15 protein-coding genes and 6 tRNA genes are annotated in these 21724 nt (G+C 45.5%); 5 read left to right on the top strand and 16 right to left on the bottom strand.

Annotated features, from left to right (window positions below; translation table 11 throughout):
* Window positions 1-62: 62 nt before the first annotated feature.
* From L5L91_RS07825 to dapA, 4 genes are all read right to left on the bottom strand, one after another.
* Window positions 63-3158: an efflux RND transporter permease subunit gene (locus L5L91_RS07825; protein WP_131523289.1), complete on the bottom strand. Its 3096-nt coding sequence runs from the start codon at window positions 3156-3158 to the stop codon at window positions 63-65.
* A complete protein-coding gene (locus tag L5L91_RS07830) occupies window positions 3155-4237 on the bottom strand; it encodes an efflux RND transporter periplasmic adaptor subunit (RefSeq protein ID WP_198572356.1) in 1083 nt (360 codons plus the stop codon). The genes L5L91_RS07825 and L5L91_RS07830 overlap by 4 nt, the downstream gene beginning before the upstream one ends.
* 368 nt (window positions 4238-4605) lie before the next feature.
* Entirely contained in the window at window positions 4606-5703 is a 1098-nt protein-coding gene (gene bamC, locus L5L91_RS07835; RefSeq protein WP_263162990.1) for an outer membrane protein assembly factor BamC, read from the bottom strand.
* Window positions 5704-5706: 3 nt separating this feature from the next.
* Window positions 5707-6591, bottom strand: coding sequence for a 4-hydroxy-tetrahydrodipicolinate synthase (gene dapA, locus L5L91_RS07840; protein ID WP_263162991.1), 885 nt, complete (start codon window positions 6589-6591; stop codon window positions 5707-5709).
* Window positions 6592-6763: 172 nt separating this feature from the next.
* Here dapA and L5L91_RS07845 point away from each other — a divergent pair, with 172 nt between their 5' ends.
* Together L5L91_RS07845 and bcp are read left to right on the top strand one after the other, a co-directional pair.
* Window positions 6764-7315 (top strand): glycine cleavage system protein R, encoded by a 552-nt coding sequence (locus L5L91_RS07845; protein ID WP_028759648.1) that lies wholly within the window; start codon window positions 6764-6766, stop codon window positions 7313-7315.
* A gap of 3 nt (window positions 7316-7318) precedes the next feature.
* Window positions 7319-7786 carry a thioredoxin-dependent thiol peroxidase gene (gene bcp / locus L5L91_RS07850; protein ID WP_263162992.1) on the top strand — a complete coding sequence of 156 codons (468 nt, stop codon included), beginning with the start codon at window positions 7319-7321 and terminating at the stop codon, window positions 7784-7786.
* A gap of 244 nt (window positions 7787-8030) precedes the next feature.
* Here bcp and L5L91_RS07855 read toward each other — a convergent pair whose 3' ends face one another.
* The gene (locus tag L5L91_RS07855; protein ID WP_028759646.1) at window positions 8031-8648 is read right to left on the bottom strand and encodes a LysE/ArgO family amino acid transporter; all 618 of its coding nucleotides are present in this window, start codon (window positions 8646-8648) and stop codon (window positions 8031-8033) included.
* Between the two features lie 125 nt (window positions 8649-8773).
* Here L5L91_RS07855 and L5L91_RS07860 point away from each other — a divergent pair, with 125 nt between their 5' ends.
* Window positions 8774-9709 carry a LysR family transcriptional regulator ArgP gene (locus L5L91_RS07860; protein WP_263236048.1) on the top strand — a complete coding sequence of 312 codons (936 nt, stop codon included), beginning with the start codon at window positions 8774-8776 and terminating at the stop codon, window positions 9707-9709.
* A 116-nt stretch (window positions 9710-9825) separates the two neighbouring features.
* Here the strand turns inward: L5L91_RS07860 and htpX are convergent, their stop codons facing one another.
* Entirely contained in the window at window positions 9826-10689 is an 864-nt protein-coding gene (htpX, locus tag L5L91_RS07865) for a protease HtpX (protein WP_006082065.1), read from the bottom strand.
* Window positions 10690-11124: 435 nt separating this feature from the next.
* Here htpX and pepE point away from each other — a divergent pair, with 435 nt between their 5' ends.
* Both pepE and L5L91_RS07875 read left to right on the top strand, forming a co-directional pair.
* Window positions 11125-11838, top strand: coding sequence for a dipeptidase PepE (pepE, locus tag L5L91_RS07870; RefSeq protein ID WP_263236050.1), 714 nt, complete (start codon window positions 11125-11127; stop codon window positions 11836-11838).
* 452 nt (window positions 11839-12290) lie between these two features.
* Window positions 12291-13874, top strand: coding sequence for a glucan biosynthesis protein G (locus L5L91_RS07875; protein WP_249195627.1), 1584 nt, complete (start codon window positions 12291-12293; stop codon window positions 13872-13874).
* Window positions 13875-14339: 465 nt separating this feature from the next.
* Here L5L91_RS07875 and L5L91_RS07880 read toward each other — a convergent pair.
* From L5L91_RS07880 to L5L91_RS07925, 10 genes are all read right to left on the bottom strand, one after another.
* Window positions 14340-14426: transfer RNA gene (locus tag L5L91_RS07880), tRNA-Leu, on the bottom strand.
* A gap of 139 nt (window positions 14427-14565) precedes the next feature.
* Window positions 14566-14652 (bottom strand) — tRNA-Leu (locus tag L5L91_RS07885).
* Window positions 14653-14701: 49 nt separating this feature from the next.
* Window positions 14702-14775, bottom strand: a tRNA-Cys gene (locus tag L5L91_RS07890).
* A gap of 43 nt (window positions 14776-14818) precedes the next feature.
* Window positions 14819-14894, bottom strand: a tRNA-Gly gene (locus L5L91_RS07895).
* Between the two features lie 214 nt (window positions 14895-15108).
* Window positions 15109-15657 (bottom strand): CDP-diacylglycerol--glycerol-3-phosphate 3-phosphatidyltransferase, encoded by a 549-nt coding sequence (gene pgsA / locus L5L91_RS07900; RefSeq protein WP_028759642.1) that lies wholly within the window; start codon window positions 15655-15657, stop codon window positions 15109-15111.
* Between the two features lie 47 nt (window positions 15658-15704).
* Window positions 15705-17534: an excinuclease ABC subunit UvrC gene (uvrC, locus tag L5L91_RS07905; RefSeq protein ID WP_263181527.1), complete on the bottom strand. Its 1830-nt coding sequence runs from the start codon at window positions 17532-17534 to the stop codon at window positions 15705-15707.
* A 103-nt stretch (window positions 17535-17637) separates the two neighbouring features.
* Window positions 17638-18282, bottom strand: coding sequence for a UvrY/SirA/GacA family response regulator transcription factor (gene uvrY / locus L5L91_RS07910; protein WP_006082070.1), 645 nt, complete (start codon window positions 18280-18282; stop codon window positions 17638-17640).
* A gap of 478 nt (window positions 18283-18760) precedes the next feature.
* A tRNA-Ser gene (locus L5L91_RS07915) sits at window positions 18761-18851 on the bottom strand.
* A gap of 190 nt (window positions 18852-19041) precedes the next feature.
* A tRNA-Ser gene (locus L5L91_RS07920) sits at window positions 19042-19132 on the bottom strand.
* A gap of 178 nt (window positions 19133-19310) precedes the next feature.
* Entirely contained in the window at window positions 19311-21308 is a 1998-nt protein-coding gene (locus L5L91_RS07925; protein WP_263236051.1) for a methyl-accepting chemotaxis protein, read from the bottom strand.
* Window positions 21309-21724 lie beyond the last annotated feature (416 nt).

Here is a 21724-nt window from a genome sequence, read left to right on the forward strand (position 1 = left end):
GAATACCAAGCGCCTATATATGTGGACTTTCGTGTGCTTTCAACATCAGCCGGTGTTAGGCGCTAGTCTTGGGCTAATTCTTTTTCTAACTGTTGGGCGATGGCTTCGGGCGATCCGCTGTTGCGGGCAAAGAGTCCATAAGCGGCGGGGATCACGAAGATAGTGAATAGGGTTGCCAGTAAAATCCCCGACAACACCACTACACCAATCACAAAACGAGTTTCAGCACCCGCGCCTACCGCCAATACCAATGGCACGGCACCAGCGGCAGTGGTGATCCCTGTCATTAAGATAGGTCGTAACCGCTGCGCTGACGCTTGGATAATGGCCTTATCAAAATCAACGCCTTTATCCCGCAATTGGTTAGCAAACTCGACAATCAAGATGCCATTTTTCGCGGCTAACCCGACCAGCATAATAATGCCTATCTGACTGTAAATATTAAGACTCTGCCCCGTAAGCCACAAACCAATTAAGGCGCCGACGGTAGCCAGCGGCACAGTAAGCATGATCACCACAGGGTGGATATAACTCTCAAACTGCGCCGCGAGCACGAGGAATACAATCCCCAGTGCAAGGATGAATACGAAGTACATAGAGCTACCCGACTCTTGATAATCGAGGGATTGGCCCTTGTAGCTAATCACCGCTTCCGCTGGCAAATAGGTACGCGCCAATTGATTCATATAATCAAGGGCTTCACCTAAGCTATAACCATCTTCCAAACTGGCTTCTATGGTGATCGCGCGCATGCGATTATAGCGATTAAGCGAACTGGCGTCGGCAAACTCCTCCACAGTCACTAAGTTAGACAGCGGAATAAGCTCCTGACTGCGCTCGGAACGAACATAGATATTTTGCAGATCCGCCGCAGTATTTTGATTATCGCGCTCGCCTTCAACGATCACATCGTATTCTTCACCGTCACGCATAAACGTCGTCACTAAGCGTGAGCCCAGCATGGATTCCAACGTACGGCCAATGTTTGAAATCGACACTCCAAGGCTCGCGGCTCTATCTCTGTCAATGACGACACGAAGTTGAGGTTTAGTCTCTTTATAATCGTGATCTAATCCCAATAATTTGGGATTCTGTGCCGCCTTTTGCATCATGATATCGCGCCAGCGGGCAAGCTCTTCGTAGCTAGGTCCACCAATCACAAATTGCACAGGTTTACCTACGCCGCGACCAAAGGCTTGGCGCATTACAGGGAACGCTTGCACCCCGGCGAGATTAGCAAGACGTTTATTAATGTCGACGATAACTTCCTTTACTGGACGACGTTTGCCCCAGTCTTCCAGTACTATGATTGCCATACCGTTAGAGAAATCCGCCGCGCGGCCAAAGCCACGGGGGGCACGAATGAGCAGACGTTTGATATCACCCGTTTCGACCAATGGCATCAAGCGGTTTTCCACTTCATTCATATAGGATTCTATGTATTCGTAACTCGCGCCCTGTGGCCCGTTGACCATCAAGAATAACGAACCACGGTCTTCCTGTGGCGCAAATTCTTGCGGTACTTTTTGGACTAAATAGACACTAGAGCCTAATGCGACTAACACCAGAATCGACACCAATATCGGGTGAGCCATGGCGGATTTTAAGGACAATTGATACCGGTTTGACACTTTTGTCATTATGCCGTCGACCTTACGCACCAACCAAGAATCCTGCGAGCTCGGCTTAAGCAACTTAGAGCACATCATGGGCGTGAGTGTGAGCGCCACTAGGCTAGAGAACAGGACCGCCGCACTCATGGTCACGGCAAACTCTTTAAAGAGTTTACCTAAGTCACCCTCAAGGAAAGTGATTGGCATAAATACCGCGACCAACACGAGTGTGGTCGCGATGACAGCAAAAGCCACTTCACGCGCACCGAGAAAAGCAGCTTTGAGTGGTGAATCTCCTTCTTCGATACGTCTATGGATGTTTTCCAGCATCACAATCGCATCATCCACCACCATACCGATGGCGAGGATCATCGCCAATAAGGTCAAGAGGTTAATGGTATAACCTAGCGCATACAGCACAATAAAGGTGCCGAGCAGAGACACAGGCACAGTGATCGCGGGGATCAACATAGCGCGCACGCTGCCAAGGAACAGATAAATCACGATAATCACTAAAATCATCGCTGTGAACAGGGTTTGATACACTTCTTTAATCGAGGCTTCGATAAACACTGAGCTATCGTAGCTGCGTTTAATCGACATGCCCGCTGGCAAGGTCGGGTTGATTTTGTCAACCAGCGCGTTCACTGCGCGCGCCACTTCTAACGTATTGGCGGTTGACTGTTTAGACACGCCTAAACCTATCATTGCCTCTTTGTTGCCACGGAACATAATCCGCTCTTCATCAGAGCCAATTTCTACCCGTGCGACATCGCTCAGTTTGACTAAATAACCGTCTTCCCCTTGGGTGATCACTAAGTTTGCGAAATCTTCGGCAGTGCGATAACCCCGCTCCAGTCGCACTGTAAAGTGCCGCTCCTTCGACTCTATCGAACCTGCAGGTAACTCGACGTTCTCAGCTCTGAGCGCGGCCTCAACATCGGCAACCGTTAAACTGCGAGAGGCCAAGGCTTGTCTGTCAAGCCAAACGCGCATGGCGTAAACCTTACCACCACCAATACGCATCCGCGCCACACCATCGACCACCGAAAAGCGGTCCGACAAATAACGGTTGGTGTAATCGGTCAATTCTAGGGTCGTCATTTGATCTGACACAAGATTGAGCCACATGATCACTTCATCACTGCCATTGGCCTTTTGTACTTCTGGGGGATCAGCTTCATCGGGTAAATTGTCGAGTAAACCTGAGATCCTGTCGCGCACATCGTTAGCTGCATCTTCAATATTACGACTAATATCAAACTCTAAGGTAACCGATGAGCGGCCATCACTGCTCGATGAACTCACGTGACGAATGCCTTCGACGCCACTGATCCTGTCTTCAATCAATTGGGTAATGCGGCTTTCCACCACGGCAGCACTGGCACCGCGGTAATTCGTGTCGATAGATACCACTGGCGGATCTATGTTTGGGTATTCGCGCAGGGGCAATTTATCAAAGGAGACAAGCCCGAAAGCGACCAGCAGCAAGCTGATCACTGAGGCAAATACGGGACGTTTGACCGAGAGATCAGTAAGGATCATACACTTGGCTCCGCGTTCGTATCGGCAAGATAACTAAACTTTTCCGCGAACTCAGTTTGCACTTTATCCCCAGGATGAACTTTCAGTAAGCCGCGGATCACCACGTTTTCGCCCAAGGCTAAACCGTCTAAGATCTCCACCCAGCCACGGGTGCGAATACCAATAGTGACTTGTTTACGTTCAATCACCTTGTCGGCATTGACGCTATAAACATAATGGCTGTTTTGGATCGGGATAATGGCAGATTCAGGCAACATCAAGGCCTCGCGGCTACGCTTGATGAGTTTGACCTTCATCAACATGCCCGGTAATAAACGCAGCTCAGGATTGGGGATTTCGGCGCGAACGATCACTGTGCGCGTGGTTGGATTCACGCGGCTATCAATCGATGTCACCACACCTTTGAAAGTCACATCAGGGAAAGCGACCGCTTTGGCTTCAACCTTTTTACCTGGCTCTAAATCTTGAATAAAGCGCTCTGGCACTGAAAAATCGAGCTTAATGGTAGAAATATCATCCAATGTCGTAATCACAGTGCCGGGCGACACTAAGCTGCCCACACTGATTTGACGTAAGCCTAAACGGCCATTAAAAGGCGCCAGAATACTGCGATCATTGAGTGATGATTGCGCCTGTTCGAGCTCGGCACGGGTGGTATCAATAAGGGTTTGTAATCTGTCGCGCTCTAACTCGGCCACAGTGCGGCTAGTCACCAACGAACTGATCCGAGCTAATTCACGTTGATTATCACTGACTTTGACTTGCGCGGCTTTAACCTTAGCGATCTGCTCAGCATTTTGCAGTTGGACTAATAACTCGCCCTTTTTAACGATATCGCCGTCGTCAAATTTAAGCGCTATCACCATGTCGGTGACTTTAGGCGTTATCGTTACAGATTCTGCGGCTTTATTGCTACCAATAGCTTCAACTTCATCGCGAATGGGCGCCATAGCTGCAGTGGCAATCACTACATTAGGTATGAGTTTAATCTGGGCTGCAGCAATCTCTTGCGGTTGCATGGCTTGGTATCCAAACCATGCCGCGGCCAATATGGCGATTATTAGAATAATTTTTTTCATCGGGCTTCCAAGGAATGACTCGCATTAATGACGGCTAGTTTACTCACTCACATCATCGCATCAATACGTTTTACTTTTTCTTACAAATTACGCTGATAGCGCAAAATATGTATGATTAAGTGTCTTTGGCGATATCAATGGTTGAGTTGCCAGAATGCAGTACGATAACAAGGTTGTTAAGTGATTAATTTTACTTATCACCACTAAATCAACATTTATCACTAAAACCATTTGAAAAAAATTGGTATATAGATAATTAAATCCTGAAACACAGATCGCCTAGATAATCGACAACTCCCAGCTTAAAACTCAAATCGCAGCCAATAAAAAAGGGCGATAATTCGCCCTTTTCTAGTCAACTGCTGAAATTAACGTATTTGACGTTCTTCTTTCATCAGGTTTGACAGTGACTGGTACACATTGCTAACCACTTCATCGCTTAATGGCTGATCTTCGCCATCGCGAAGGAAGATTTTCGTTTCTTCTGGAGTATCACCATCTTCAAGCAGTAAACGGTAGCTACCTTCTTTCAGTGCTAACTTATCTTCGCCCCACAATGAACTCCAGAAACCAGAGTTATCGTCAAACTTGATAAAGTACAATCCTTTAGCACTATCCATATCGGCAATTTCAAAGCCCATTTCTGGTAGCACTATGCGTAGACGATCCCACACTTGCTTGTAAGAGGCTTTAGCAGACCAGTAAGCTTTACCTTCTTCAGGCGTCACGAGATCAACATTAATACCTAAGGTTTGCTTCAAACGATTCGATTGGATTGCTTGGTCGCGCTTAACGCTGATATACGCAATGGCGCTGTTCAGCATATCAATAGTGTATCTTTGCTTATCTTCACCGCTTAATAAAACTTGTTGCGCTTTATCGTCGTAGAACTCTTCGTGTTCAACTAAGTGAATAACGATATTGGCAGTACGACCATGTGGACGCGTTTCCACGTCAAAACGATAGCGTTGGCGCAACAGATAAACTTTATCCGAGCCCCACATGCTCGATTCAATCACTTCACGGCTTTCAATCCAATCGGTTTCTATGTTGCCTTTGTCAAAATCACGGCTACGAACAGCAATACCTTTTTGAGCAAAGAAACCATCTAAGTTTGTGAAGATTTCTTGTTTCAAATCCACAGCATTGTCGATGGATTCAACCACGATTTTAATGTTGTCACTGCCCTCTTCCACATGAGTACCTTCCGCCATTGGCAGTACTTGCAGTGGCGGACGGATATCTAAGTTTTTGCCATACAGCGAAGCATTCACTTTAGAACCCAGTGCTGGTACATCGAATTCTTTATTGTAGGGTGGCGTTTTTAATCCCGCGGGGATCTTAAGCAAAGGCGCTTGCTCGGCCTGAACATAGTCGTCGTTACCGTTCGCTTGGCGGCGATCAAGTGGCGAACTACAGGCTGCAACCGCAGCAACTAAGATCAGTGGAGTGACTTTCTTTAACATTAATTATTTAACCTCTATCTGGGCACGAGTCATTGCTTCTATCAACAGACCATGACATTGCTCAGAAAGTTCAGTCAAAGGTAAACGAATATGGCCACATTTAATCAACCCCATACGATGGGCAGCCCATTTTACTGGGATAGGGTTGGCTTCACAAAACAGTGTGCTATACAAACCGCGCAGCGGGGTATCTATGCTCTGAGCCAACTCGGCATTGCCAGCGAGCGCCGCATCACACATAGCTTTAAAAGCCTTTGGTACTATGTTGTTAGCCACAGAAATTACGCCATTTCCACCTAAGAGTAAAAACTCTCTGGCAGTGGCATCATCACCGCTATACAAGAGGAAATCGTCGCCGCACAGTTCGCGCAGACGTTTTACACGGGATAAGTCACCGGTCGCCTCTTTTACACCAATAATGTTGCTCACGCTAACAAGCTCGGCAACGGTTTCTGGCAGCATATCAACGGCAGTACGGCCTGGAACATTATAAAGAATTTGTGGAATATCTGTGCTAGCGGCCACGGCTTTATAATGCGCAATCAATCCCTTAGGCGTTGGCTTATTATAATATGGCGTTACACCAAGCATAGCGGCAACACCCACCTTAGATAAGGACTTGGTGAGCTCAACGGCTTCAGATGTGGCATTGGCGCCATTGCCACCAATGACAGGAACACGTCCTGCAGCAAATTTAACGGTTTGTGAAACGACCGCTACATGCTCAGGCATAGGCAGAGTCGCTGACTCGCCAGTAGTACCAACGGCCACAATGGCATCTGTGCCTTGGTCAATATGGAATTCGACTAACCTTTCAAGACTTGCAAAATCTACTGAGCCATCACTGTTCATTGGCGTGATTAAGGCTACGATGCTTCCGTTTATCATCTGACTTTCCCCAAGATTTCAGGATTCGCTATGGTACTGATGCCAACCACTAATGACAAGCATTAACGGGGCTCTCAAATTGAATTAGTTATGGTAGCATTACATCCCGCACAAAAACTCAGCTTTAACCCTGAGTTTTCGCTCTATGATATCGAAAAAGTGAGGAAAATTCATGACCAATTTCCTGGTCGTAACAGCGATGGGTCTCGACCGTCCTGGACTTGTAAGTAAACTAGCTCGACTTGCCAGTGACTGTGACTGCGATATCGTCGACAGCCGTATGGCATTATTTGGTAACGAATTTACCCTGATCATGATGTTGTCTGGCTCGTGGGCATCAATAACGAAAATTGAAAGTATGTTCCCCAGTCTCAGCGTTGAGTTAGAACTGCTGACGGTGATGAAACGCACCTCTAAACACACACCACAAAACTACCTTTCTCGCCTCGAAGTACGCTTCACGGGTAAAGACCAACGCGGCACCATTAAACGCATTACCCAGTTCCTTGCTGACAGGTCATTAGATCTTGCCGCAGTACGTTCATTTTCTGAGGAACTCCCCGGTGGTGAACAAACGCAAAATGTGTCGCTAACTATTAATATTCCTGAAAAAGTTGAACTAGAAAAGCTCGAACAGAGTATCTATCAGCTCGCCCAAGATATGACCTTAGATTGTACTATTCGTCGTATGGAAGGCACTGCCATCTTAGAGGACAGAGGATAATAGATGAATACCTTAACGGCTGGGGCAAAAGCGCCTCACTTTACACTGCAAGATCAACATGGCAACTCAGTATCGCTGGCAGACAGCCTTAAGCAAGGCCCTGTTTTAGTGTATTTTTACCCAAAAGCATCAACCCCGGGTTGCACAGTTCAAGCCTGCGGCCTACGTGACAGTAAAGCCGAGCTCGATAGTCAAAATGTCACTGTATTTGGCATTAGCCCAGATCCTGTGGCTAAACTGGCTAAATTTGCAGAGAAACAAGCACTCAACTTCACTTTGTTGAGCGATGAAGACCACAGTGTCGCCGACGCTTTTGGGGTCTGGGGTGAAAAGAAATTCATGGGAAAAACCTATGATGGCATCCACAGATTAAGCTTCCTTATCAATACTGACGGCACCATCGCCCACGTATTCGATAAGTTTAAAACCAAAGATCACCATGAAGTCGTACTCGCGCAAATCGCGGGTTAATGACTAATATGACGACGAATACAAGGCTTCAAGCTGCTGCTTTAATCGGCACAAAAGTGTAAACGTTGTCAGTTGGTCTTGGTAGCCTGAATAAATAATCGGCAATCGATAACGAAAAGGTCCTGAAATCAGGACCTTTTTCATGAAAAATTTTCACTTTCATATCACAAGATACGTTCTAACCGAGCAAAAAAACCGCAAAAGTATTCAGCTATGCCCGTATTCGATGGCATCCCAACACCGGTTATCCTGCCACATAGGGCCAAATAATCGCAGCGGCAATGCTCCACATGGTTAACCAAATAAAACGGTCAAGATAACGCCATGCCGCTGGGCGAGTAAAAATGGGCGCTAACAAACGCGCACCAAAACTTAAGCCAAAAAACCAAATAAATGATGCCAGTACGGCACCCGCGCCAAACCAAGGTCGATCAAAATCATCAAATTGAGTGCTAATGCTGCCGAGCAACACCACAGTATCAAGATACAAATGCGGATTAAGCAAACTGATCCCAAGCGTCGTCAGTACGGCTTTCTTAAATGTGTCCGCATTATCGGCCTGATCCATCTCAATGCCCTTAGCCACAAACGACGCCTTTAGCGCATTCGCACCATACCAGAGTAGAAACGCGGCGCCACCGAAACTCGCCACATGCTTAATGGTCGGGAAAGATTCAATAATGTGCCCCAGCCCCGCCACACCCGCAGTGATCATCAGCGCATCAATGATAGAGCAGAGCAAGGCAATCGGTAACGGGTATGAGCGCTTGATGCCTTGCTTGAGCACAAAGGCATTTTGCGCGCCCACAGCAATAATCAAACTCCCACCAATCCCCATACCCTGTATAAATGCCGCTTGCATAACCACCTCTCATGTTCAAAGAAGGCGCTAGCATAGTCAAAACAACAAAATTAATATAACTAATGTTTTTTATGTATCATAAGTAAAATTAATAACCGTCCAAATACACTCATTTGAGGATGACTATGCTGGAATACGCGAATCTCAAAGCGCTCGCCGTTGTGGTCTCGGAAGGCGGCTTCGACCGCGCTGCCAAAGTGCTGCACATCACCCAGTCGGCGGTATCACAGCGCATTCGACAACTTGAAGAAAAAGTTGGTCAGTCACTGCTTATTCGCTCCAATCCTGTGGTCGCAACGCCCACAGGTAAGCGCCTGCTGCGCCACTATTCACAGGTACAATTACTAGAGAGTGAATTAAGAGCTGAGATGGACGCCGACGATCCCAACCATCCAACCACAGTGCGCATCGCTGTGAATGCCGACAGTTTGGCCACGTGGTTTTTACCTGCGCTAGCAGGCATGTTCAGTCGCCACGCTTGGTTATTGGAATTAATTGTCGATGATGAGTCTTACACCCATCATCTATTGAAAAATGGTGAAGCGGTCGGATGTGTCACCACAACCGAAGTGCCGATGGCGGGTTGCAGCAGTGAGTTTTTAGGCACCATGGAATATTTGTGTGTGGCCACACCCGAATTTGCTGCGCGCTATTTTGGCGACCTGAGCGACACTCCATCATTTAGTGACACCTCGTCATTCAACACCATCAACCAAGCTCAGTTAGCAAAGGCGCCAGCGGTAGTGTTCTCCACCAAAGATAAGTTGCATGAGAAGTTTCTCGCCCAGTATTTCAATATGACGCCAGGGCAATGGTGGCAACATACTATCCCCTCTTCCGAGAGCTTTTTAGAAGCGATTAACTTGAGTTTAGGTTATGGGCTCGTTGGGCATTTACAAGCTAAACCATTAATCTATAAAGGGATACTGATTGAGATCACCCCAGAACGGCGCATGCGCGTGCCGCTGTTTTGGCAGCATTGGAATATCAAAGCAAAACAAACGACACTGGTTTACCGTGCCCTTGCGGCAACCGCGCAGCATAATTTGCTGCAGGCATAAAAAATCGGGCTCAAACCAAAGTTTGAGCCCGATGTTAAAAGCCTTCAATCTAATATCAAGTGAGTCTTAAAGACTCAGATTTAACATTTAAGAGTTAAGAGTTAACTCACTCTTTATTAGCTCGCTCTTAACGCAGCAATACGTTTCTCTAATGGAGGATGACTCATCATCATTTCCGCCATTGAACGTTTGCCGTTAATACCGAAGGCTGACATTTGTGCAGGCATTGCCGTACTTTCAGGGCCTTGGCGTAAACGCTCAAGCGCAGCAATCATCTTACCTTTACCCGCTAAACGTGCCGCACCTTCATCGGCTTTATACTCACGAATACGTGAGAAGTAAGCGACGATAATTGAAGCCAAGATACCGAATAACATATCCAGTACGAAAACAACGGCCATGTAAGCAAACATGCCTAAACCTTCGCCTTCTTCATCATTGCTCGATACAAAGTTGTTGATAATGCCAGCAACTACGCGGGCCGCGAAGATCACAAAGGTATTTACCACACCTTGGATCAGTGTCAAGGTCACCATATCACCGTTAGCAACGTGGCTAACTTCGTGGGCTAATACGCCTTCAATTTCATCTTGGCTCATGCCATATAATAGACCCGTACTGACAGCCACTAATGAATTGTCTTTACTTGGGCCTGTAGCGAACGCATTCATGTCAGGCGATTGATAAATCGCCACTTCTGGCATTTTAATCCCCGCTTGCTTAGCTTGACGGGCAACCGTCTCCACTAACCAACGTTCGGTACTGTCACGTGGGGTGGTGATGACTTCACAACCCATGGTCTTTTTCGCCATCCATTTTGAAATGGCTAAGCTGATAAAGGCCCCACCGAATCCAAAAATGGCAGCGAACACCAGCAGTCCACCCATAGTAGACGTGTTCACGCCTAGAATAGACATCACAATTGAGGCTACTAGCAACACAGCTAGGTTAGTCGCAATCAATAGAAATATACGCTTCATTTCAGCTCCTTTAGGGCAAGAATAGGCCATTTAACTTTGTTCAAAGACATAATATGTCCAAATCATCGAAATTCAAGTGGTAAAAGAAAAGAGTTTTTAAAATAGGTTATCTTTCTCGTATATAGACACTGCCTTTCATGGCCGAGAGTCTAGGGACAGTATATTAATCGAAACTTAAACTTATGCCCAAGCAACCTCAAGAGACGAGTTTCATCGCGTTCTGAGAGCTTTAATTCAAGGCGCATCAATCACTGACTTTTGCATTGATGCCACACAGAAGTAGAATGCCCAGAACGCTCCATCTTGGTGGGGATCACTATCTTGAAAAACACCACCGCTAGCCGTGCTATGGCGCAATTCTGCTTTAACTCTCTATGTTTATCGGAATTAATCTTTGTTAACATACCAATACACTCCGAGATTTCAGGATACAAAATGACAATCAACGCCCTACTACTGAGCAGCTCTCGTGTCGGTGATACGCCTTATCTTGTCCACGCGCTCCCTTTTATTAAACCGCTCACCGCCAACGCACAAAAATGGATTTTTATCCCCTATGCAGGGGTTAGCATGAGTTATGACACTTATTTAGCGTCTGTCGTGACTGGGTTAGCTGAGCTTGAACTCGATATCAGTGGTATTCATCAGCATCCAGACCCTAAACAAGCAATAAAAGATGCCGATGGAATTTTAATCGGTGGGGGTAACACCTTTCACCTGTTACACCAACTATATCATTATGATCTGGTCGCGCTTATTCGTGAGCAAGTCGCCCTTGGTAAACCTTATATCGGCTGGAGTGCGGGTTCTAACGTATCGGGACTGAGTATTCGCACCACTAATGATATGCCGATCATCGAGCCGCCGTCGTTCAAGGCATTAAACTTAGTGCCGTTCCAGCTCAATCCACACTATTCCAATTACCAAGCACCGGGCCACAATGGTGAAACCCGTGCCCAACGGTTATTAGAATTCACTAAAGTAGACCCATTAACCCCAGTAATCGGCATAGTTGAAGGCTCAGCTTTGTGGCGACAAGGAGACACACTATCACTCTTAGGTGACAAACCTGCGTATTTATTCTGTGGCGAGCAGCAAGAGATCCTAATTCCTGTGGGCAGTGACCTATCGCACTTACTCAAGTCCTAATATCCACGTTAGCATATCTAAATGGGCTCACAGTTAACACCGTGAGCCTGAATCACTCATTAGCAATAGTTAAGATTAACCATTTGATATTGTAAGTTTTTAATTAACACTCTCGATTCAACTGTGCCAATTTTGTGTAAAAATGCCACTGAATTCAATGAGAACAGTGTTAGCTCAGCCAAGACAGTTTTTACTGCAGTACCAATTGCTATTACTTATCGTAAAATCACACCGCAAAGTATTGAGAACGGCACCTAAAATAGCGCCAAGCATAATTTATGTTACAAATCTCTAGCTACGCAGGTAAAATTATCCCTCACCTCAGCTACTCGAATCCCACGACTGAGGATTTTATAGCAGACAAGTTATTAATATTTAGGGATTAGATAGACTGAAGCATACATTGTGCCTATGAATCAGCGTCATTTTAGTAAGGAGTTTCCATTTTGCGAATGAATCTTATGATGAATTACCCTACCGGTTATCCGGCATTACTCAAAAAACTACCTTTTGTCATCTTGACCGCCATCGTCTATGTCGTCGGCATAAACAACGTCAATGCCGCAGCGGCAGAGACAACACCAACGCCTGCACCAGAGAAGAAATCCAAAAAATTCTCCCAAGACACAGTCATTGAACTCGCTCAACAACTGTCGCAAAAACCATTTAAAGAAGCGAAAAAAGCACCTAAAGAACTGGTTGATCTCGATTTCGCGACCTATGGCAAAATCAATTACCAAGAAAATGCCGCAATTTGGGGCGGAACACCGACCAAATTTTCGGTACAACTTTTTGCTCCAGGCTTTCTCTATAAAAACCTTGTCGATATCGACGTGGTTGAAAACAGCAAAGCTATTCCAATTGAGCTAACAGAAGCTTCATTCGATGTCCCTAACGACACCATTGAAAAACTCATCACTCAAGTGGGCCAATATGCGGGTGTGCGTTTACATTACCCTATCAATGATGATGAAATAAAAGATGAATTCATCATGTTTCAAGGTGCGAGCTATTTTCGCGTGCTCTCTAAAGGGCAAACCTATGGCTTGTCTAATCGTGGTCTAGCGATTGATGTCGCTCAGCCAAAAGGTGAAGAATATCCCCTGTTTAAGCGTTTCTGGGTCGAGCGCCCATCTAAATATCAGACGGCAATTGTGGTTCATGCTCTGCTAGATAGCCAAAGTGTCACTGGCGCCTATCGTTTTGGTATTTATCCCGGTGCACCATCACGTGTCGAAGTGGATGTAACCTTATTCCCACGTAAAGATATCCAGCATGTGGGTCTTGCACCGCTGACCTCTATGTTCCTCTTTGGCGGACTCGATAACTCAGATAAACCCGATTACCGCCCACAAGTACATAACTCCGACGGCCTACAAATCGATCGCGGTAATGGCGAGCGCCTATGGCGCCCATTAAATAATCCTAACAAACTGCAGATCAGTGCTTTTGGCGATGAAGATATAAAGGGGTTTGGTCTTATCCAGCGCCATCGTAAATTTGAAGACTATCAAGATCTGAGTGCAAACTATCAACTTCGACCTTCAGCATGGATTGAACCCCTCAATGATTGGGGCAAAGGCCAACTGGTGTTGCTTGAAATTCCCTCTAATGCTGAAACCAACGACAACATAGTTGCCTATTGGGAGCCGCAAGGCGGACTGAAAAAGGATCAGCCCTATAAATACTCCTATCGCATAACAGCCTCAAACGACAGCCCTTCTACGGCGTCAAAAGCACGTGTTGTCCGCAGTACTAAGGGGCAAGTCTTAGCAAAAGGCAAAGAATTACTTATCGATTTCAGTAACATCAAGCCGCAAGATATTGATAAAATTATCATCGATGCCAGCATCAGCAAAGGTAAAATCCTGTCGTCTCGGATTGTCGCCCACCCGGACATCAATGGCGCTCGAGTATTTATCAGCTTCGAACCAGAAAGTACCAATGTAGCCGAACTGAGAATACAGCTTAAGAAAGACGATAAACCACTTGCAGCGACTTGGCTGTACCGCTGGAATAGCGATGATTGGCAATAAGCTGATATTCACGAGTATCACTGTCTAACAAGCATAAACTGACCGAGTAAATGAATAAAAGCGCCAGTTTTTACTGGCGCTTTTTTATACCTAGGATTTTATTTATAGGCTTACTATTTATAGGTTTTATCTCTAGCATAAATAGAACAAGCCAAGGCTAAAAACTCACGACCTGCTTTTCAGCAAACATAATCCCATACCTTATCGCTCGACTTCTCTGCCAGCATAACTACAGGCTTAATTCAAATGACACTATCAGCTTAAAACGTAGCACTATTGTGTGATTTTAGGGTTATTAGCCTCTCCTGATGTGCGTCGCCGCAAGGACCTCTGCGAACTAAAGTAAGCAGTACGTTAAGTGCGTCAGTCAAGTTTGACCTTAAACCCCTCACAAAGAATGCCGACTAAAAGTAGAAATCTAAATGCAAAAAAGCCTCGATATAAATATCGAGGCTTTTTCTTTTTTGGTACCCGAGGCCAGACTTGAACTGGCACGCTGTTACCAGCGAGGGATTTTAAATCCCTTGTGTCTACCGATTCCACCACTCGGGCAAACTCTGAATATTCATGACGGGAATCATGTCAAAAATATTATTAACTCTATGTAGCTAACGCTTAGTACAACAATCAAATTTTTAATAAAAGCCGATTTAAAATTCTGACTTTATTTTTACCATCACTATCAAAATAATGGTACCCGAGGCCAGACTTGAACTGGCACGCTGTTACCAGCGAGGGATTTTAAATCCCTTGTGTCTACCGATTCCACCACTCGGGCAAACTCTTGATATTAACAACGGGAATCGTGTCATTAATACTTTAATCTATGGAGGCGCGACCCGGAGTCGAACCGAGATCGACGGATTTGCAATCCGCAGCATAGCCATTCTGCCATCGCGCCATAGTTGCTAACTCATGTTGAGAGAATTAGACTTTAAAAATATTGGAGCGACATATCGGGTTCGAACCGATGACCTATACCTTGGCAAGGTATCGCTCTACCAACTGAGCTAATGTCGCATCTTGTTTTACTATTGACTAAGATAAGCAAAGCATTTCACTTTATTATCTAGCTAATATCAAACGTCAATATTTGGTAACGTTAAGACTTTGTTTTCACATTGCCTCTTGTCTACGGGGTGGCATTCTACCGATTTACCACCCAGTGTCAACCGCTGTTTTATCGATAACTTACTGCTTGCACACTAAATAATCTCTTTGATTTTTTATTGCACTATTCAGCGGTAAGATCTTTCCAAGCGGCTAAAATGTAACTCATCATTGACCAAAACGTTAATACAGCGGCGATATATAACAGTACAAATGCGGCATTCGTCATTAAAGGATTGTATTGCCAAATCAGCCCAATAATTGCCACCATTTGCGCAGCCGTCTTATATTTACCAATCCAAGACACGGCGACAGTACCACGTTTACCAATTTCAGCCATCCATTCCCTCAACGCTGAAATGACAATCTCGCGACCTATCATAAACAGGGCGGGCAACGTCAGCCAGATATTCGCGTATTGATCGACCAACAAAACTAAAGCTGTAATCACCATCAACTTATCAGCGACTGGGTCAAGAAAAGCGCCAAAACGAGTTAATTGTTTCAATTTACGGGCAGCATAACCATCTAATGCATCCGTTAACGCCGCAAGCCAAAAGGTAAATGCGGCAACAAAAGGGGTCCAGTCATAGGGTAAATAAAACAGCACCACAAAAATGGGCAGTAAAAAAAGCCTGAAAAGAGTTAATGCTATAGGTAAGTTAAACGGCATGATCAAACCAGTTAGTCAAAAGCAGCGCCAATCTTGCCTTAATTTTATCACCCTCGCAATGCATCATGAATGGTTTGTGCCATTTCTATGCTGATCCCTGGTACTTTGACTAATTCCGCCACACTTGCCCCTTTCACTTCCTGCAAGCCTCCTAAATGCTGTAACAAAGCTTTACGACGTTTAGGACCAATACCAGGAATCGATTCCAGTGTTGAAGTATTACGGGTTTTCTGGCGACGGTTACGGTGGCCAGTGATTGCAAATCGATGGGATTCATCACGAATATGCTGGATAAGGTGCAGTGCTGGCGAATCCCCTTCGAGGGAAAAGCTGGTTTCAGTATCCCCTAAGATCAAGGTTTCAAGCCCAGGTTTACGGCCCTCACCTTTCGCCACCCCAATAAGCTGCGGCGCTTTATCTAAATGGACAAACTTTTCATCCACTATCTTTTGGGCAATACGCAACTGCCCGAGTCCACCATCGATAAACAGAATGTCAGGGATTTTACCGCCTGCCTCAATCTTATCGAAACGGCGGCTCACCGCTTGCTTCATCGCCGCATAATCATCACCCGGTGTAATACCGTCAATATTATAACGACGATACTCGCCTTTGTGCGGCCCTTCTCGATTAAACACCACACAGGAGGCAACGGTGCTCTCTCCCATGGTATGACTGATATCGAAACATTCCATCCGCTGGATAGGCCCACTCAACTCTAAGATTTCTTCGAGTAACACAAAACGCTGTTCGACGGTGTTCTTATGGGACAGGCGCGTAACTACTGCATTCGTCGCATTGGTCACGGCTAAACGTAAGAAGCTCGCCCTGTCGGCGCGAACATTGGTCTTAATCGAAAACTTTTTATCTAGCGCCTCTGAAATTGCCGCTTCAAGTTCATGTAATTCTTCAAAATTATGGCTAATCACCACTTCTTTTGGAATAGTGCGTTGAATATCTGCATTTAAATAAAACTGTAGGATAAAGGAGCGTAGCACCTCATCCATATCAGTTTGGGCTGGCACTGAAGGATAATAACTACGACTGCCAAAAATTTTACCTTCGCGGATAAATAGCAGGTGGAAACAGGCGATGCCCGACGCATAATGCACCCCAATAACATCCATATCGCCTTTATTATTAGAGACTTCCTGTTGCTCGGCAACTTTACGCAGCGCCATGATCTGATCGCGAAATCGTGCAGCCTGTTCATAGGCTTGCTGCTCAGCCGCAAGTTCCATTTTATCAACCAAGGCGCTGATCACTTGCTGATCTTTCCCCTTTAAAAACAGGCTGGCTAATTTCACTTGCTCATCATAATCAGCGTTACTGACTTTGCCCACGCAGGGCGCGCTACAGCGAGACAGTTGATATTGCAAACAAGGGCGTGAGCGCGATTTGTAGTAAAGATCGTCACATTGACGAATAGGAAACAGCTTCTGCATCAAATGCAGGCTTTCACGCACAGCACCGCCATTGGGATAAGGACCAAAATAGTGGCCTTTTTCCCGCTGCGGACCACGATGATAGGCAAGCCTTGGGTGCTCATGCTGGCTTAATAAGATGTAAGGGTAAGATTTGTCATCACGCAACAACACATTGTATTTTGGCATGTATTGCTTGATGTAATCATTCTCAAGCAACAGAGCATCCGTTTCACTGTGGGTCAGCGTCACATCAATATGGTGAATATGTGAAACTAAGGCTTGGGTCTTAACATTACCGAGGTTTTTACGAAAATACGAGGTGAGCCGTTTTTTAAGATCTTTGGCTTTACCCACATAAATGACGTCATTTTTGACGTCATACATGCGATAAACTCCAGCGGAGGATGAAACAGTACGTAAGAAACTTTGGGCGTTAAATTCATTAGACATCATTCACACCCACAGTTTTGGAGACTTAACACAAACAACATAGGAACATATAACCCAAGAACTCGCTAGATTAAAGTCATCGACCAACGCAATCCACTTTCCATTAAAAATGGCCAGCATCCAACATCTTATAGCGAATAGCTAACCGCGTTAGTTCGACATCACCACTGATCCCCAGCTTAGCAAATAAACGATAACGGTAACTGTTAACGGTTTTAGGACTTAAGTTCAGTTGCTCAGAAATATCGTTAACCTTCTCGCCATTAGTGATCATCAACATGATCTGTAACTCTCGCTCGGACAAAGACTTAAACGGGTTTTCATCGGCAGGATTAAACTGACTCAGCGCCATCTGTTGGGCAATTTCTGGGGACAAATAACGTTGTCCGCGAGAGACCTGACGAATCGCTTGCAGTACTTCTGGCGGCGTCGCTCCTTTTGTTAAATAGCCCGAAGCGCCAGCCTGCATCACCTTACTTGGGAACGGATCTTCCGTGTGTACAGTTAATACAATAATTTTTGCATGGGGTTGATATCGTAAAATTTTTCGAGTGGCTTCCAATCCGCCCATCCCAGGCATATTCATATCCATTAAGATCACATCCGCTTCATTTTGGCGAGCCCACTGCACCGCAGTCTCACCATCAGGGGCTTCGCCCACGACTTTGATCCCACGTTCATCTTCCAAGATGCGGCGGATCCCAGTTCTCACAAGCTCATGATCGTCAACCAAATATATCGAAATCAACTTAACCCACCTTTTACAATTTACAGCTCGATCCGTGTGTTAGAAAAAGCAACATGGCAAACGGATAACGAGTTCATAAGGCTAATTTAGCCCAACAACCCCATTTCGCAAAGCATAAATTCAACATTGTTAACTAGATGATATTTAAAGGAAGGATTCCAGAATAGCATACCAATAAAAAGCGTTTAAAAACGAAGCAATAACCCCAGAATGACCAGCCTAAAATCCCTGTTAAATCGATATCAAAGTATCCAGAAAATATAGGCAATTTTTCAGTTCAAGAAAAACAAAAGGCCATCATTACTGTTAGCCTTTCACGTGAAAATAGCAGAAGAGATACGCTTAGAATCAGGAACCTAAGGTTTTTAAATAGCTTAAATGCAAAAAGGCGCAAGAACTGCGCTTAGAATGGAGAACCCTAGTTCAAATTTCACACACAAAAAAGGCCATGAATAAACATGGCCTTTTTTGTAAAATATGGCGGAGGAGCAGGGATTTGAACCCTGGGTGGGCTATAAACCCACGCCGGTTTTCAAGACCGGTGCATTAAACCACTCTGCCACCCCTCCGAACGAGCGAGATAATAGCTATCTCTGTCGCCACTGTAAACTTAAATTTATGGTTAATAGTGTTGATTGACTATTTCATATTCACTTAAATCGAAAGCCGTGAACAACAAAGGACTTAGGATGAGAAAATTGAAATGAAAATTGCACAAACAAAAAAGGCCATCATTACTGATGGCCTTTCTCATAAATATGGCGGAGGAGCAGGGATTTGAACCCTGGGTGGGCTATAAACCCACGCCGGTTTTCAAGACCGGTGCATTAAACCACTCTGCCACCCCTCCGAACGAGCGAGATAATAGCTATCTACTACTCTGCTGTAAACCCTTAATTTAAAGAAGCAATCTACATGGTCAATCTACATCCAATCCGCTTAAAAATATCGCGTTATTCAACTTATCTTTGACCCCCTTGTCAGTTGAAGCGCCATTTTAAAGTGGCACACTTCACACTATATTAAGACTAAGCTCGATTGATATTGATTAAACGGTCAGATAGTTTCTGCATCTCAAGGCTTAACACATCAAGCGCCGTTGCATCGAGGGAGTTATCTTCACTAATGCTATTTATTCGCACTGCCAACTCATTAATCTCTTGAGTGACTTGGCTTTGCTGCTGAGCAGCTAACGCGATTTGTTGGGCACGCTGTGAAATATCATCGAAACTTTGTACGGTACTCGATAGAGAATTGGCAGCGCCCTCGGCCTCCGCAACCGCATGGACAGTGCGGGACTCCCCAGCTTGCATTGCTTGCACAGCGAGCCTCGAAGCCGATTGCAAAGCGTTAATCATGGTACTAATTTCATTGGCCGAATCTTGAGTTCGCCCCGCAAGGGTTCGAACTTCATCAGCAACGACTGCAAAACCACGACCCTGATCGCCCGCTCTAGCCGCCTCAATTGCCGCATTGAGAGCGAGCAAATTAGTCTGCTCAGAAATCGCCTTAATCACATCTAATACAGCGCCCACCTTTTGACTGTCTTGGGCCAATTGGGATATCACCTTAGTTGCGTTGGCAATTTCTCCTGATAATGCCTCGATGGAAGTATTGCTGGCTGCAACACGGGTTTGCCCTTCTCGCATTACAATCAAAGACGATTGCGCAGTTGCAGCACAGTCATTGGTATTATTCGCGACTTCCATGGCGCTTGAAGACATTTGCGTTATCGCAGCGGCTAATTGTGCACTCTCCAGCCGCTGTTGCTCTGCGCGCTGAGCTAACTTACGGCTAAGTCCGCTTAATTGCGTTGCCTCAAATTGAATTTTCTTCGCTTCTTGAGTGATCAGATCTAACATTGCCCTTAACGTCCCTGCATAGGTGTTTACGGCTCGGCGCAAAGCGCCAATCTCATCATCCCGCTGAATTTGCAGTTCAACATTCGCCCCCAAACTACCGTTCCCAAGGGAAGCAATTTGATCTGTGGTTTCCTCAAGTTGCGCCAACAGTTTTTTACCCGATAACCAAGCCAGAGAAAGTAAAATGGCGAGTAATGGTAATAAAAACAATAAAATATCAAATGTTAGCTCACGGGCAAGCCCTGTGACTCGCGTTTTAGGCGTCACAAGGCCAATCACCCATCCGGTATCAGGCATCACAAAAAGACTCACCTCACTCGCCTGATTAAGTCTTCCATCCTTATTTAAGCTTACAGACACCACTTTGTTGATTGAGGTTTGCTTAAGTGCAGCTTCAACGGGGGAGAGCCAAGGTAACTGCCCGACGAGATCCGTAAAACGCAACATAGTGTCGGACTTATTCGTTTCAGGAAAATGTAAGATATTACCCGCTTGGTCTAAAGCAAAAGCATAACCGTCAGTCACATTGCCATGTTCTGTTAAAAATTTGGCTAAATCATCAAGTTTTAAATCTATCGTTGCGACCCCTGCAAATGTACCCGTGAGACGATATGGCACACTGCATGTCACCATAGCCACCTTTGTAACCGGATCTTGATAAGCCTCTGACCATAAACATTGAGATACTGAGCTAGTCCGCGCGCCCGTATACCAAGGATCATTATGATACCCAGGGCCAGATGGCGCATTATAGTCATCCGAATATGCCAGTAGATTATCGCTACCACGGGCCCAGAAAAAACTGTGGCGGATACTCCCAGCGACGAATTTATCTGGCTCAGGCCAGATCCCGCCCCCAGCGATAGTGAGATCGCCATTGTTATCAATCAAATTAGGTAAGGAGTTAAGATATAGAGCTTGCTCATGGGGTAGCACTTCTGCGAGGTGTGCAAGGCTTAAAGTAATCCCCTCAATGCTTGCCAACTTAAGTGCGAGTTGCCTTACGATACTGCTCCCCGTTTGCTCAATTAACTCTTGACTCGCCGCCACCACTCGAGGCTGCCCTCGAAGTGACATCACACCAAAAACCGCGAGCCCAGTCAGTAGAAGCAGCACTACGCTGCCCATTGTGAGCCGCTGCGAAATACGTGTAGGTAACAACATAGCTTTCTCTACTTAAAATAAGTCACCCTGATGGGAGAATTGTTCGGCCGTATGGTCCAAGACTGTCGAGAATCATACGTCGCACCATCCTAGTGCAAATTTTAAAGGCCATAAAAACCATTAACTTGGCCACAAACTTAGTGTAGACCATAAACGAGAAGCGCGGATAAAAAAGCCCATTAATCAGTAGCAGTCACTGATATCAGAATGAAGAATCTAGGGTTAACACAATGAACAATCATGACAGATAGTCTTTCCCTAAAGCATGGCACTGACGCCACGTTTAAGGTCAAAACCTAAGAGCGGAAATAGCACAAACAAAAAAGGCCATCATTACTGATGGCCTTTCTCGTGAATATGGCGCAGGAGCTGCGCTTCAAATCAGGAACCCAAGGGTTCAAACTGTATAAATGCAA

It is taken from the genome of Shewanella sp. SM55 (assembly GCF_025654025.1).
Taxonomy (GTDB): Bacteria; Pseudomonadota; Gammaproteobacteria; order Enterobacterales; family Shewanellaceae; genus Shewanella; species Shewanella oncorhynchi.

What these genes read in the sequence shown, in the direction of transcription:
- L5L91_RS07825 (WP_131523289.1), bottom strand. Translation starts at nt 3,158, where the DNA reads ATGATCCTTACTGATCTCTCGGTCAAACGTCCCGTATTTGCCTCAGTG.
- L5L91_RS07830 (WP_198572356.1), bottom strand. Translation starts at nt 4,237, where the DNA reads ATGAAAAAAATTATTCTAATAATCGCCATATTGGCCGCGGCATGGTTT.
- bamC (WP_263162990.1), bottom strand. Translation starts at nt 5,703, where the DNA reads ATGTTAAAGAAAGTCACTCCACTGATCTTAGTTGCTGCGGTTGCAGCC.
- dapA (WP_263162991.1), bottom strand. Translation starts at nt 6,591, where the DNA reads ATGATAAACGGAAGCATCGTAGCCTTAATCACGCCAATGAACAGTGAT.
- L5L91_RS07845 (WP_028759648.1), top strand. Translation starts at nt 6,764, where the DNA reads ATGACCAATTTCCTGGTCGTAACAGCGATGGGTCTCGACCGTCCTGGA.
- bcp (WP_263162992.1), top strand. Translation starts at nt 7,319, where the DNA reads ATGAATACCTTAACGGCTGGGGCAAAAGCGCCTCACTTTACACTGCAA.
- L5L91_RS07855 (WP_028759646.1), bottom strand. Translation starts at nt 8,648, where the DNA reads ATGCAAGCGGCATTTATACAGGGTATGGGGATTGGTGGGAGTTTGATT.
- L5L91_RS07860 (WP_263236048.1), top strand. Translation starts at nt 8,774, where the DNA reads ATGCTGGAATACGCGAATCTCAAAGCGCTCGCCGTTGTGGTCTCGGAA.
- htpX (WP_006082065.1), bottom strand. Translation starts at nt 10,689, where the DNA reads ATGAAGCGTATATTTCTATTGATTGCGACTAACCTAGCTGTGTTGCTA.
- pepE (WP_263236050.1), top strand. Translation starts at nt 11,125, where the DNA reads ATGACAATCAACGCCCTACTACTGAGCAGCTCTCGTGTCGGTGATACG.
- L5L91_RS07875 (WP_249195627.1), top strand. Translation starts at nt 12,291, where the DNA reads ATGAATCTTATGATGAATTACCCTACCGGTTATCCGGCATTACTCAAA.
- pgsA (WP_028759642.1), bottom strand. Translation starts at nt 15,657, where the DNA reads ATGCCGTTTAACTTACCTATAGCATTAACTCTTTTCAGGCTTTTTTTA.
- uvrC (WP_263181527.1), bottom strand. Translation starts at nt 17,534, where the DNA reads ATGTCTAATGAATTTAACGCCCAAAGTTTCTTACGTACTGTTTCATCC.
- L5L91_RS07925 (WP_263236051.1), bottom strand. Translation starts at nt 21,308, where the DNA reads ATGTTGTTACCTACACGTATTTCGCAGCGGCTCACAATGGGCAGCGTA.